Raw genomic sequence first — 13,053 nt, forward strand, 5'->3', positions numbered from 1 at the left:
GGTCGTTATGACTGCTTTGTATTTTGCTGTCGCATTTTTATTTGTTGCCGTAATGGCGCTGGCCCTCGCCTTTTTTGTGCTGGCCCGCCAGATCGGCGTGTTGTTTGAACGTATCGCGCCGATGGGTGCGCTGATGAATGACTCCGGGCCGAAAGTCGGTGATTTAACCCCGGCCTTTACCCTTAACAGCCTGACCGGTGGTGCTGTGCATATTGGCCGCGATAAAGAAAAAGCCATGCTGGTGTTTTTCCTGTCGCCGACCTGTCCTGTATGTAAAAAACTGCTGCCGATTCTGCGCTCGGTAAAAGCCAGTGAAAAAGACTGGCTGGATGTGGTGCTGGCTTCCGATGGTGAAGAAGAAAAACACCAGCGCTTTATTCAGCACGTGGGTCTGCAGGAATTTCCGTACGTACTGTCGACTGAACTGGGGCTGGGTTACCGCGTATCGCGTCTGCCGTTTGCGGTGCTGATGGATAAGCAGGGCGTGATTCGCTCGAAAGGTCTGATCAACAGCCGCGAGCAGCTTGAGAGTCTGTTCAATGCCATGGAAATGGGTGTTGGCTCGGTACAGAGTTTTCTTGAGCAGCATTCCTGAACAAGCCACTCCTGAGTAAACAACTCCTGAGCAAACAACTCCTGAGCATCACTCAGTAGGCAACGATTTTTAGGCAACAAGAGATATCACTATGAAACGATTTTTCGACAGCGTATTAACCGGCCTGGATAAAGGCACCGAACATTTAACCCGCAAAGTCGCACAGCGTAGCAGCCGCCGCAGTTTTTTAAGCCGCGCCGGGATGCTGATGCTGGGCAGCGCCATGCTGCCGGTTCTGCCCTTTGACCGTAATGCCGGCAAAGCCTGGGCCGGAGAAGCGGAAGACGAAGCCCCGGCCGATCCGAATGATCCGACCGCCTGTGAATACTGGCGCTACTGCGCGCTCGACGGCAATCTGTGCAACGACTGTGGCGGCACATTAACCAGCTGTCCGCCGGGCTCGGAAGCGTCCAAGGTGTCCTGGGTTGGTACCTGCCGCAACCCGAATGACGATAAAGACTATCTGGTGTCGTACAACGATTGCTGCGGCAAAGTGGAGTGCAATGGCACCTTCTGCTTTACCAGCGAGCGTGAGCGTCCGGGCTACCGTATGGGTCTGCATAACGACATTAACTGGTGTATGGCCAACGCGTCGCAGGGTTATCACTGCACCGTTGCTGTGCTGGTTGGTATGGCAGATGCCTGAAGCCGGGAGCTGAGATGATGGTTCTGAAAAAATTCACCTTATCTCTGCTCTCGCTGGCAGCACTGGGAGCCGCGCTGGCGGCTCCGGTGTCTGCTGCCGGAGCAAGCGAGAATAATGGCGAAGCGCTGTTTAATCAGCGTTGTGCGGCCTGTCACCAGCCGGGGGGTATTGGTACGCCGGGGCTGGCACCGCCGCTGGTGAACAGCCTGCTGTGGCCGGCACTGGCCGAACAGGCTCCGGCGTATTTCTGGGGCGTATTAAATAACGGTTTGTCCGGCACTATCGAAGTGGGTGGCATCGGTTATTACGGCCTGGTGATGCCGGCACAGGCGGATTTAACGGCGGCACAAATGAAAGCGCTGGCCGCCTATGTGCTGGGCGATCTTAACGGTCTGAATGCAGTGCTGGCTGATGAGGTGTTGGAGCACGCCCGCAACACGCCTCAGTCTCACAGCCAGCTGCGCGGAGTACGGAAAAATGCACAATAAACAAGACGGGAAAATGCACACAAAAATGGCTGCGGGCTGGTTGTTGCGCGGCAGTCTGCTGCTGGCACTGTCAGCCGGATCCTGTGTTTATAGTCAGGCGGCTGATGATGTTGCGCAGATAAAGTCAGCTCCGGCCCCACAGGGTGAACTCAGCCCGCAGGCTAACTATGTGCTGCGTTGTCTGGGCTGTCATCGTCCGGATGGCGCAGGTTCTCCGGCGGGAGGTATTCCCGATTTTAATAATTACGTTGCCTCATTTGCCGAAACCGAACGCGGCCGTGAATATCTGATGCACGTACCCGGCGTGGTGGGGGCCAGTCTGAGTGATAATGAAATTGCCGAGGTGATGAATTACATCATGCAGCGCTGGGGCGGGACTTCCCTGCGGGCAAATTTCCAGCCGTTCAGCGCGGAGGAAGTGGCAAGGCTGAGACAAACGGACGTCGGCGATGTGGTGAAATATCGCCGTATTGTGGTGGCGGAACTGCAGGCGATGGGACTGCCGGTCGCGGATTATCCCTGGCCTTAATTCCTGATCTTAATTTTGGGCTTAATTTCAGAGCAGCAGCACCATTGGCATTGTAAGACCTGCGGAAAATTGCACCATCGTCTTACAATGCACTTTTGGCCGGAGTCTGCTGGTGTCTTTATTCAAAGCTTATCCTGCGCTGCAAAAGCTCATTCCGCTGGCGGATATTCCCGGCCAGCAGACTCCGACACCTGTTACCCATAGCCTCGATACGCCGCAACTCTGGCTTAAGCACGATGATTTAACCAATGCGGTTTATGGCGGTAATAAAAGCCGCAAGCTGGCGTTTATTTTTGGCAAAATGCAGGCAGAAGGAAAAACCCGCCTGCTGACCTTTGGCGGCACCGGCACCAATCACGGCGTGGCCTGTGCCGTACACAGTAAAGCGCTGGGTTTTGACTGTGAGATTCTTCTGTTCGATCAGCCGCAGAGTCCGTCCATCAGAAAAAACCTGCAGGTGATGCAGCGCTATGGCGCGACGCTGCGTTATTGCGGCAGCCTGCTGAATACCGTGCTGCGTTTTTATACTCTGCAGATCCGTGACCGGTTATTGCGCGGCAAACAGACCGAATATTTATTTGCCGGAGGCTCGTCGCTGCAGGGCGTTATTGCCTTTATTGATGCTGCATTTGAATTACGTGAGCAGATTGAACGGGGTGAATGCCCAGTGCCGGAAACCATTATTTGCCCGGTGGGCTCCAGTGCGACCTTAGCCGGTCTGACGTTGGGCGTGGAGCTTTCTGGTCTGCCGTCGCGGGTTATTGGTGTGCGCGTGGCACCTGCGCATCTTGGCCCTTTTCCCGCCTGCACCGTGGCGACGGTGAAACAATTAATGCAGCAGACACAGCAATATTTGCTGCGATTGCAGGGCGGTATTCCACCATTCAACATTCCGCAACCGGTACTGCTCGACCAGTATTATGGCGAGGGCTATGGCGTTGCCTCCGCGGCCGGTGAGCAGGCTGAGCAATGGTTCCGTAATCAGCGCTGGGCCGATGGTTTAACCGTACAGTCTGAATGCACCTACACCGCTAAAGCGTTGGCGGCCTTGCGTGATGAACTGGCAACGGCCAGTGGCCCGGTGTTGTACTGGCATACACTGAACTCGGTGCAGGGGATTTATAGCGAAGCGGAAGCGGTTTAACCGGTGTAGAAATTCTGTGCGTTGATTTTGCAGCAATAAAAAAGCCGCAGATTCTGCGGCTTTTTTATTATTCAGCGTTTTGGTTTGTTAACGATCAGCCAAACACTTTACGACCATCAATAAACACGGCGTTAACCGCGCCTTTTAAGGTCTTGCCGGCCACCGGGCTGTTCCGTCCTTTTGACAGCAGCGTCGAGCGGCGGAAGCTTTGCTCAGCATCCGGATTAATCAGCACCGCATTAAACCAGTTACCTTCGCTCAGTGACTGATTCTGGCCCAGAACCTGCGCCGGTAAGGCGCTGGTGGCGCGGATAAAGGCCGATAATTCCAGCTCACCGCGTTCCACCAGTTGCAGTGCCAGCGGCAGGAAACCATCAAAAATACTCATGCCCGGTTCGGCATCGGCAAAAGGAGCTTTCTTGGCGGCCACTTCGTGCGGACGGTGGTTGGAGCTGATGGCCAGTTCGCCGGCATTAACGGCGGCGAGCAGGGCCTGACGGTCGCTTTCACTGCGCAGTGGTGGCTGCACATTGAACTGGCTGTTGTAGCCGGTGACGGCTTCGTCGGTATAAATCAGGTTGGCCAGCGGGGTGTCGGCACTGACGCGGATACCCTGCTCACGTGCCTGTGCCAGCATACGCACACTGCGTGCACAGCTGATCTGGCTGATATGGGCGCGTACGCCGGTCTGCTCAACCAGTAACAGCATCTGCGCCAGGGCGATGGTTTCAGCAGTTTGCGGAATACCGGTCAGGCCCAGACGGGTAGCGGTCGGGCCTTCGTGCATGCAGCCGCCGTCCGACAGCGCGGCGTCGTCAGGGTTAAGGAATACCGGAATATCGTAAGTCGCGGCGTATTCCATTACCCGGCGCAGTACATAACTGTCTTTGAACGGCGCGCGGGCGTTGCTCAGTGCCACACAACCGGCTTCGCGCAGGCTGAACATGGAGGCCAGTTGCTCGCCGGCCAGACCCTGGGTCAGGGCGCCCAGCGGCAGTACTTTGGCAAAGCCGGCTTTGGCGGCTTTTTCCTGAATTAACTGAATCACTGCCGGGCTGTCGGCCACCGGTTTGGTGTCCGGTAAGGCGCAAACGTGGGTAAAGCCACTGGCGCAGGCGGCGCGGGTTTCACTGGCGATGGAGCCTTTATGGGTAAAACCCGGTTCGGCCAGGTGAGCACCAAGATCGATCAGGCCGGGCACCAGTAACAGGCCGCTGGCGTCGATGCTGTGCTCAATACCGCCGCTCGCAGGCTTGTGGCCAATGGCGTGGATGCGTCCTTCAGCGACGTAAACATCGGTGACCTGATCGAGATTCTGTGACGGGTCGATCAGGCGGGCGTTTTCAATATGCAGGTATCTCATGCTTATGCCTCCTCCTGACCGGGTTCGTTGTTATGTACATCGCTCTGTTCGCTGTTTTGTTCGGCGAGTTCGTTACGCTCCTGCTGCTGACCACTCATGGCCATCGCCATGACGGCCATACGCACGGCGATACCGTAGCTGACCTGATTGAGGATCACCGATTGCGGGCCGTCGGCAACGTTGGATTCAATCTCGACGCCGCGGTTAATCGGCCCCGGATGCATCACGATGGCATCGGGTTTGGCGTAGGTCAGCTTCTCTTCGGTCAGGCCGTAGAGCTTGAAGAATTCGCCTTCGCTCGGCAGCAGGGCGTTTTGCATACGTTCTTTCTGCAGGCGCAGCATGATGATCACATCGCAGTCTTTCAGGCCGTCTTCCATGCGGTAGTAGGCCTTACAGCCCAGCGCTTCGATATCGCGCGGCAGCAGGGTGCCGGGGCCGATCACGCGGATTTCGGCGGCACCTAAGGTACGCAGCGCATGAATCTGTGAACGGGCAACACGGGAATGCAGAATATCGCCGACGATGGCGACGATTTTACCTTCGATAGAACCCTGATGGCGGCGGATAGTGAGCATGTCCAGCATCGCCTGGGTCGGATGTGCGTGGCGGCCGTCGCCGGCGTTGATGATGGCGACGTTGGGGGTGACGTGTTCGGCAATAAAGTGGGCGGCACCGGAATCGGCATGACGCACGACGAACATATCAGAATACATGGCCTCGAGGTTCCACAGCGTATCCATCAGGGTTTCGCCCTTGGCGGTCGCGGATTTGGCGATATCGAGGTTAAGAATATCGGCCGACAGACGCTTGGCTGCCAGCTCGAAGGTGGAACGGGTACGGGTACTGTTCTCGAAGAACAGGTTGACCACGGTCTTGCCGCGCAGCAGCGGGACTTTTTTCACGTCCCGCTCCTGAGTGCTGATAAAAGAATCGGCGGTGTCGAGAATCTCGGTCAGGAGTTCACGGCTCAGGCCCTCGGTGGTGAGGAAGTGCTTCAGACGCCCGTCGGCGGTCAGCTGCACCTGGCTTGGGTCAGTGGTCATTGTTGCTACTCACAATATGTTGGTCAGTCAGGTGGTGATCAGGACAGGGTCAGCTGCAGTGGCTGCGGGCCACTTAACTTAACCAGCTGGCCTTCTTCCAGTTCCAGCCGGACACCGCACAGGTCTGGCTGGATAGGGAGTTCGCGGCGGCCGATATCCAGCAAACAGACCAGGCTGATGCTGGCCGGGCGGCCATAATCGAACAGCTCGTTCATGGCGGCGCGGATGGTGCGGCCGCTCATCACAACGTCGTCGATCAGAATAATATGGCGGTCTTCGATACTGTCCGGCAGTTCGGAGCCCATGACCTGCGGGTGCAGGCCGTGACGGGTGAAATCGTCACGGTAGAAGCTGATGTCGAGGGTGCTGACGCCGTCTTCGGTCTGCAGTTGTTGTTGCAGGCGTTCGGCAATCCATACGCCACCGGTACGGATACCGACCAGCAGCGGTTGTTCAATATTGTTCTGTTGCAGATAAGCCGCCAGACGCTGGCCCAGCTCGGTGCAGGTTTGTTCGATATCAGGCAGATGCATAGGTGTCCTTTACTCAGGCGGCGTGTCGGTTAATGGCCAGGCCGCCATCCAGCTTTCGAGAATTAATTGTGCGGCAATACCGTCGACAGAGTTGGCGCCAAAATCGCGGCTGCCACCCTGGGCGATCACCATGCCTTTGGCTTCGTAACTGCTCAGACGCTCGTCGTGGGTAAACGACGGGCGGTGAAAACGGCCTTCGAGACGACCGGCAAACTTCTTCGCGCGGCGGCTCATATCGCTGGCTGTGCCATCCATATTCAGCGGCAGACCAACGACAAAGGCATCGGGCTGCCACTCATCAATAATGCGCTGCAGTACATCCCAGTCGGGTACGCCGTCGCGCGCTTTAACCGGATTCAGCGGGCGGGCGGTGGCGGTAATGCGCTGGCCGGTGGCGATGCCGATCCGCTGAGTGCCGAAATCAAAAGCCAGCAGGGTTTTAACCCGCGCTGACGGTGCCGGGCTGCTCATCAGGCATGCCCCGCATCGGAACTCAGAAATTCGGCACTGACGCCAAGCTGGCTGAGCGCGGCCTGATACAGCTCGTCGTGGGGCACTTCAAACAGCAGATGCTCGGTGGCTTCAATCGTGAGCCAGGAGTTGGCCAGTATTTCTTCGTCCAGCTGCTGCGCATCCCAACCGGCGTAACCCAGAGTCAGGCGGTAATCCTGCGGGCCGGAGCCGGCGGCGATGGCCTTGAGAATATCTTTTGACGAGGTCAGGTGCGCCTGTTCGGTGACGTTCAGCGTTGCCCCCCAGTTGCCCTGCTGACGGTGCAATATAAAGCCATGTTCCTGGCTGACCGGGCCGCCGGCGTAAATCTCCGGATCGATACCGGCCAGGCGGGTGATTTCCAGCTGTTCACAGATCTCGTGAAAGGTAACCGGCAGCGGTTTGTTCAACACGATGCCCATAGCGCCGTCGGCGTTGTGTTCACACAGATAGGTGACAGTGCCGGCAAACCAGGAGTCTTCCAGTTGCGGCATGGCAATCAACAGATGGTTTTTCAGGCTGTTAAGCTGTTGCATTAATTGGCGTCCGAAATGTAGCGGTTACCCTTGAACTGCCAGGTACGGATAATTTCCAGAATATCGGTCTGCTTGCGCATTTCTTCGGTAAAAGGAGCGAAAGGGGCAGACAGGCGCACGATGCGCAGCGCGGCATCATCGAGCACTTTTTTACCGGATGATTCGAGAATGCGCAGCTCGTTGATGGTGCCATCGGGGTTGATGGCAACCAGCAGACGCAGGCGGCAGTTGTCGAAGCAGCTTTCCGCTTCGCGTGGATAGTTAAGGGCACCCATCTGTTCAATCTTGCGCCGCCAGCTGTTCACGTAATAGGCATCGTTGGCCTTCATGGTGGACGCGGCGGTCAGGCGCTGAATGCGGGGTTGTTTGGCATAAGTCTGACGCAGGGAATCAAGTTTGGCCTCAAGGCTGGCCATTTCCAGACTGCGTTCCAGTAAGGTTTTTTCCGGGCCGTCGGGCAGCTCGACCTGCATGCTGCGGCGTTCTTTCTCACTGGGCGCTTTATTGCGGCTGCTGCCGCTGGTGGTCACCAGCTGGCGATCGCCCTGTACCTGACGCGGAGCGCTGGCCTGTTGTTCCTGCGGTGAGGTTTCGTTGATTTCGTTGGCGTGGAAGGTGGCTTCGACATCGGTGGTCAGCATACGCGCTTCATCTAAGGTGCCACTGCCTTCCTGATTTTCCTGAGCGAGAAAATCGGCCTGTTCCGGCGCTTTGTCGCTTTTGTAGGTCGCCAGAGTGACTTCCAGCGTCTTGGACAGGTTATCGCGGTCACTGGCGGTGAAGCTGATGCCGAGAATAAGAACGGCATGGATCAGCAGAGCCAGAAACAGGGCGAAGGACAAGCGATCGGAGCTGGTCACGGCGGTGGCTGACATGCGTGCGGAAGTACCTGTTTAAAGTCCGGAAAACGGGTGCAAGTCTGCGCTTTCAGGGCGGATTTGTCCATATTCGGACTGAGTGGCCGCCGCCCCGTGGTTTCCGGTGCGGCGGCGGCTGCCAGTGCTGCGGGCGGGCGTGTTGCCCTGTTGGTCTTTCAGCTTTATTGCGTGAGCTTAGCCAGCAGACAGTCGATCAGCAGACCGGCCACGTCAATGCCGGAATCGCGGCTGATTTCACGCACACAGGTCGGGCTGGTGACGTTAATTTCCGTCAGGTTGTTGCCGATGATGTCGAGGCCAACAAAATACAGGCCTTTTTCTTTCAGGACAGGTCCGACTTTTTCGGCAATGGCGCGGTTCTCATCACTCAGAGGCTGGGTTACGCCCTGACCACCGGCGGCCAGGTTGCCGCGGGTTTCGCCCTGCGCCGGAATGCGCGCCAGGCAAAAAGGCACAGGCTCGCCATCAATCATCAGGATACGTTTGTCGCCGGCGGTGATTTCCGGGATAAAACGCTGCGCCATAATCTGCTGGCTGCCGTGGTTGGTCAGGGTCTCAATGATGACGCTGACGTTCGGGTCGTCGGCGCGCAGACGGAATATAGAGGAGCCGCCCATGCCATCGAGAGGTTTGAAAATCACGTCGCCGTGTTCCTTGTGGAAAGCCTTCAGCAGATCGGCACGGCGGGTAACAATGGTCGGGCTCATCAGTTCCGGGAATGCCGTGGCGAATACCTTCTCATTACAGTCGCGCAGGCTCTGCGGCTTATTGGCAACCAGAACGCCTTCCTGTTCGGCACGCTCAAGGATGTAGGTGCTGTAGATAAACTCGCTGTCGAACGGTGGGTCTTTGCGCATAAGAATGATGTTCAGCTCAGCCAGCGGCTGCTCGCGGTAGTCACCCAGATCGAACCAGTGATCCGGATTCATGGCGACTTTTAACGGCGCCATGCGCCCCATGGCTTTGCCGTTCTGGATCGACAGGTCGCTCTGCTCCATATAAAAGAGTTCACAGCCACGTTCCTGAGCGGCGTGCAGCAGGGCCAGCGAGGTGTCCTTTTTAAAGGCGATGTCGGCGATGGGGTCCATCACCACACCCAGTTTAATGCTCATATAAAGGCTCCGTAAGATCAGGTGCTCAACGATGGCGCCAGTGTAACCTATGCATTGTCCCGGCGGCGTAACTTAATTGTGTGACGCAGCGCAGCGCGCCGGCCTAGCCTTTGTTGCATAATCTGTGATACAAACGTGCGCAATGGCGTCTCCTGCGATTGTTGAACACAACCGCTCACTAAAACATAAGAAATGGATGGTTAAAGGCCTCCCTATGGACGATAACTTTCAGAATATTAAAGTCATGGTCATCGACGACAGTAAAACCATTCGTCGTACGGCTGAGACTTTGCTTAAAAAGGTCGGCTGCGAAGTCATTACCGCCACAGACGGTTTTGATGCGCTGGCCAAGATTGCCGATACTCACCCGGATATCATCTTTGTCGATATCATGATGCCGCGTCTGGATGGTTATCAGACCTGCGCCCTGATCAAAAATAACTCCAAATTCAAATCGACACCGGTAATCATGTTGTCCAGTAAAGACGGTTTGTTCGATAAAGCTAAAGGGCGCATTGTTGGATCTGATGAATATTTGACCAAGCCTTTCAGTAAGGAAGAGCTGTTGGGTTCAATTCGTCAGTACGTAAAATCCTGAGCCAGCGACAGCTGAAAGAGTTTTAAGAGGTAACAGGCATGGCCCGTATTTTGGTAGTAGATGATTCTCCGACAGAAACTGAAGCGTTCCGCTCCATGCTGGAGAAAAATGGTCACGAAGTTCTGACCGCAGAAAACGGTGCTGATGGTGTGGCACTGGCGCGCAAGGAAAAGCCGGATGTAGTGCTGATGGATATCGTGATGCCGGGCCTTAATGGTTTTCAGGCAACGCGTCAGCTGACCAAAGATCCGGAAACTCAGCATATTCCGGTGATTATTGTCACCACCAAGGATCAGGAAACTGACCGTGTATGGGGTAAGCGTCAGGGCGCCAGTGGTTATCTGGTTAAGCCGGTTGCAGAAGCAACCCTGCTGTCCGAGATTGCTTCCGTAATGGCTGGCTGATATGCATCCGTACGCGCAGCTGCTGGACATCGCCGAACGTAGCCGACGCAATGCGTCGGCTTTGCCGCAACAGGTGGAAGCGGTTTCTTACTGGCGTGGCGTAGGCTTTATGCTTGCCGGTCAGACCTTTGCTGCAGACATGATTGATGTCGCGGAAATTCTGCAGCCGCCACGTCTGACCAAAGTGCCGGGTGTGCGCAGCTGGGTTCTGGGTGTGGCCAATGTGCGTGGACGCATGGTGCCGGTTATGGATCTGGCGGGCCTTCTGGGTCTGCCATCCAAAGCCAACTGGCGTAGTCGCCGGGTTCTGGTCGTCGAACAGGACGACCACCTGACAGGCCTGTTGGTGGATGCTGTGTTGGGGATGCAGCAATTTGCAGTCGATCGCCGGGTGGATGTTTTCGAACTTGATCCGGCTTTCAGAAAATTTGTAGAACATGGTTTCGAGCGGGATGGGCGCGAGTGGCCGGTATTTCAGTTGCGTGAGCTGATCCGGGCGCCGGAGTTCCTGCAGATTGCGGTATAACAATGCCCGCGCAGCGGGTATGGTTAGGTAATCTGATCGAATCTGCCATCAGGCAGATAATAATTAAAATACATGCAGTGAGTGTGGAGAGAACGGCATGAGCGGAAATACAGGAAGCGTCTTGTCGACGGTCTTCAGAAACCGGATTAACGGTGTTCTGGCAGGTCTGTTGTTCGTGTTTCTGGCGGTGTTTATCGGTATTACGGTGTACGTAAACCGCTTGGCGAACCAGGATGAGCAATACATTGATCACGCCGGTGAGCTGCGCGTACTGTCGCAGGAACTGGCAAAGAACGCGGTAGAAGCCGCGGGTGGTAAACGGGAAGCATTCGGTCAGTTGAAAATTGCCCGTGATAACTTCGCGACCCGCTGGGGTTATCTGACCAAGGGTGATTCTGCTAACGGCCTGCCGGCAGCAGAAGTTGCTACCATGACCAACGTAGAAGGCGTCTGGAATAAGGTTCAGGGTAACGCTGACCAGATTATCCGTGCTCAGGATATTATTCTCTCCCTCCACGAAGTTGCCGCGACGCTGGCAGAAACCATTCCGCAGCTGCAGGTGGAATACGACGAGATTGTAGAAATTCTGCTGGATAACGGTGCGCCGGCCGATCAGGTTGCGGTAGCACAGCGTCAGTCCTGGCTGGCAGAACGTATCGTACGTTCCGTTAACAAAGTACTGGCCGGTGGTGAAGATGCGGTAATGGCCGCGGACGCCTTTGGCCGTGACGCCTCGCTGTTTGGCCGCGTACTGAACGGTATGATTCAGGGCAACGTGGCCATGAACATCTCTCAGGTAAAAGATGAAGAAGCAATTTACGCATTGGCGGAAGTTGCTGAACTGTTTGAATTCGTATCCGGCTCCGTTGATGAGATTCTGGAAACCTCTCCTGAACTGTTCCAGGTGCGTGAAGCATCGGACTCTATCTTTAACGATTCCCGTACGCTGCTGGATCAGACGTCCAAGCTGACTGAAACCATTCAGGCGGGTGCCGGTGAGCGGGGCATTCTGCAGGCCGTCGGTTATATCTCTGCGGTACTGGCACTGGTAATGATGATGGCGTTTGGCGTGGTGTCTTACCGCGAAACCCGTCGTGACCTGGATGCAACGGCGAATAAGAACGAACAGAACCAGATGGCGATTCTGCGTCTGCTGGACGAAATTGCTGACCTTGCAGACGGTGACTTAACAGCCTCTGCGACGGTAACCGAAGACTTTACCGGTGCGATTGCTGACTCCATCAACTACGCGATCGACCAGATGCGCTCTCTGGTATCGGCGATTAACGAAACAGCGGTACAGGTATCTTCGGCGGCCCAGGAAACTCAGGCCACGGCGATGCACCTGGCGGAAGCGTCTGAACACCAGGCGCAGGAAATTGCCGGTGCTTCTGCGGCGATTAACGAGATGGCGGTGTCCATTGACCAGGTATCGGCCAACGCCTCGGAATCATCTGCGGTTGCGGAGCGGTCGGTAGCGATCGCCAACAAAGGTGCGGAAGTGGTACAGGCAACCATTAACGGCATGGATAACATCCGTGAACAGATTCAGGAAACCTCCAAGCGTATTAAACGTCTGGGTGAATCCTCACAGGAGATTGGTGACATCATCTCCCTGATTACCGATATTGCTGACCAGACCAACATTCTGTCCCTGAACGCTGCGATTCAGGCATCCATGGCCGGTGACGCCGGCCGGGGCTTCGCGGTGGTTGCGGACGAAGTACAGCGTCTGGCAGAACGTTCAGCCGCTGCGACCAAGCAGATTGAAGCACTGGTTAAAACGATTCAGAACGATACCAACGAGGCGGTAATTTCGATGGAAACCACCACCTCCGAGGTGGTGCGCGGTGCACGCCTGGCGCAGGACGCGGGTGTGGCACTGGAAGAAATTGAAAACGTATCTAAAAACCTTGCGGAACTGATTCAGAACATTTCCAACGCAGCCCGTCAGCAGGCGTCGTCTGCGGGTCATATTTCCAACACGATGAACGTTATTCAGGAAATTACTTCGCAGACTTCTGCGGGTACTACTGCAACCGCGAAGTCGATTGGTAATCTGGCGGAAATGGCCAACAAGCTGCGTGAATCAGTAGCCGGCTTCAAACTGCCGGAAGCAGAGCTGGACCTTCATCAACGACAGGTGCTGTAACCTGACAGATG

16 protein-coding genes are annotated in these 13,053 nt (G+C 56.0%); 9 read left to right on the forward strand and 7 right to left on the reverse strand.

The genetic code is table 11. The features are described from left to right. Window positions 1–7: 7 nt before the first annotated feature. From mauD to HUF18_RS05580, 5 genes are all read left to right on the forward strand, one after another. Window positions 8–595 (forward strand): methylamine dehydrogenase accessory protein MauD, encoded by a 588-nt coding sequence (mauD, locus tag HUF18_RS05560; RefSeq protein ID WP_145466940.1) that lies wholly within the window; start codon window positions 8–10, stop codon window positions 593–595. 91 nt (window positions 596–686) lie between these two features. Then, window positions 687–1,241, forward strand: a complete 555-nt coding sequence (locus tag HUF18_RS05565) for a methylamine dehydrogenase light chain (protein ID WP_145466938.1) — start codon at window positions 687–689, stop codon at window positions 1,239–1,241. A 14-nt stretch (window positions 1,242–1,255) separates the two neighbouring features. Next, on the forward strand, window positions 1,256–1,729 hold the full coding sequence (locus HUF18_RS05570; protein ID WP_225691437.1) for a c-type cytochrome: 474 nt from the start codon (window positions 1,256–1,258) through the stop codon (window positions 1,727–1,729). Window positions 1,730–1,742: 13 nt separating this feature from the next. Beyond that, the gene (locus HUF18_RS05575; protein ID WP_225691438.1) at window positions 1,743–2,258 is read left to right on the forward strand and encodes a c-type cytochrome; all 516 of its coding nucleotides are present in this window, start codon (window positions 1,743–1,745) and stop codon (window positions 2,256–2,258) included. A gap of 112 nt (window positions 2,259–2,370) precedes the next feature. Then, window positions 2,371–3,402, forward strand: a complete 1,032-nt coding sequence (locus tag HUF18_RS05580) for a 1-aminocyclopropane-1-carboxylate deaminase/D-cysteine desulfhydrase (protein WP_225691439.1) — start codon at window positions 2,371–2,373, stop codon at window positions 3,400–3,402. 94 nt (window positions 3,403–3,496) lie between these two features. On the opposite strand, the gene HUF18_RS05585 is transcribed toward HUF18_RS05580, so the two are convergent. The 7 genes from HUF18_RS05585 to gshB all read right to left on the reverse strand — a co-directional run bounded on the left by HUF18_RS05585 (window position 3,497) and on the right by gshB (window position 9,362). After that, window positions 3,497–4,765 (reverse strand): dihydroorotase, encoded by a 1,269-nt coding sequence (locus tag HUF18_RS05585; RefSeq protein WP_225691440.1) that lies wholly within the window; start codon window positions 4,763–4,765, stop codon window positions 3,497–3,499. Between the two features lie 2 nt (window positions 4,766–4,767). After that, window positions 4,768–5,811: an aspartate carbamoyltransferase catalytic subunit gene (locus HUF18_RS05590; RefSeq protein WP_145466927.1), complete on the reverse strand. Its 1,044-nt coding sequence runs from the start codon at window positions 5,809–5,811 to the stop codon at window positions 4,768–4,770. 38 nt (window positions 5,812–5,849) lie between these two features. After that, window positions 5,850–6,344 (reverse strand): bifunctional pyr operon transcriptional regulator/uracil phosphoribosyltransferase PyrR, encoded by a 495-nt coding sequence (pyrR, locus tag HUF18_RS05595; protein WP_145466925.1) that lies wholly within the window; start codon window positions 6,342–6,344, stop codon window positions 5,850–5,852. A 9-nt stretch (window positions 6,345–6,353) separates the two neighbouring features. Beyond that, window positions 6,354–6,815, reverse strand: a complete 462-nt coding sequence (gene ruvX, locus HUF18_RS05600) for a Holliday junction resolvase RuvX (RefSeq protein WP_145466923.1) — start codon at window positions 6,813–6,815, stop codon at window positions 6,354–6,356. After that, a complete protein-coding gene (locus HUF18_RS05605) occupies window positions 6,815–7,372 on the reverse strand; it encodes a YqgE/AlgH family protein (protein WP_145466921.1) in 558 nt (185 codons plus the stop codon). The genes ruvX and HUF18_RS05605 overlap by 1 nt, the downstream gene beginning before the upstream one ends. Then, complete coding sequence (locus HUF18_RS05610) at window positions 7,372–8,247, reverse strand: energy transducer TonB (RefSeq protein ID WP_225691441.1); 876 nt, start codon at window positions 8,245–8,247, stop codon at window positions 7,372–7,374. The genes HUF18_RS05605 and HUF18_RS05610 overlap by 1 nt, the downstream gene beginning before the upstream one ends. A gap of 164 nt (window positions 8,248–8,411) precedes the next feature. Beyond that, a complete protein-coding gene (gene gshB, locus HUF18_RS05615; protein WP_225691442.1) occupies window positions 8,412–9,362 on the reverse strand; it encodes a glutathione synthase in 951 nt (316 codons plus the stop codon). Window positions 9,363–9,576: 214 nt separating this feature from the next. Here gshB and pilG point away from each other — a divergent pair, with 214 nt between their 5' ends. The 4 genes from pilG to HUF18_RS05635 all read left to right on the forward strand — a co-directional run bounded on the left by pilG (window position 9,577) and on the right by HUF18_RS05635 (window position 13,042). Further along, a complete protein-coding gene (pilG, locus tag HUF18_RS05620) occupies window positions 9,577–9,960 on the forward strand; it encodes a twitching motility response regulator PilG (RefSeq protein WP_145466915.1) in 384 nt (127 codons plus the stop codon). A 38-nt stretch (window positions 9,961–9,998) separates the two neighbouring features. Beyond that, on the forward strand, window positions 9,999–10,364 hold the full coding sequence (gene pilH / locus HUF18_RS05625) for a twitching motility response regulator PilH (protein ID WP_145466913.1): 366 nt from the start codon (window positions 9,999–10,001) through the stop codon (window positions 10,362–10,364). A gap of 1 nt (window position 10,365) precedes the next feature. Further along, window positions 10,366–10,890: a chemotaxis protein CheW gene (locus tag HUF18_RS05630; protein ID WP_225691443.1), complete on the forward strand. Its 525-nt coding sequence runs from the start codon at window positions 10,366–10,368 to the stop codon at window positions 10,888–10,890. Between the two features lie 97 nt (window positions 10,891–10,987). Beyond that, window positions 10,988–13,042: a methyl-accepting chemotaxis protein gene (locus HUF18_RS05635; protein ID WP_225691444.1), complete on the forward strand. Its 2,055-nt coding sequence runs from the start codon at window positions 10,988–10,990 to the stop codon at window positions 13,040–13,042. Window positions 13,043–13,053: the final 11 nt, after the last annotated feature.

It is taken from the genome of Thalassolituus sp. ST750PaO-4, from assembly GCF_020320405.1.
Classification (GTDB): Bacteria; Pseudomonadota; Gammaproteobacteria; order Pseudomonadales; family Oceanobacteraceae; genus Venatoribacter; species Venatoribacter alkanivorans.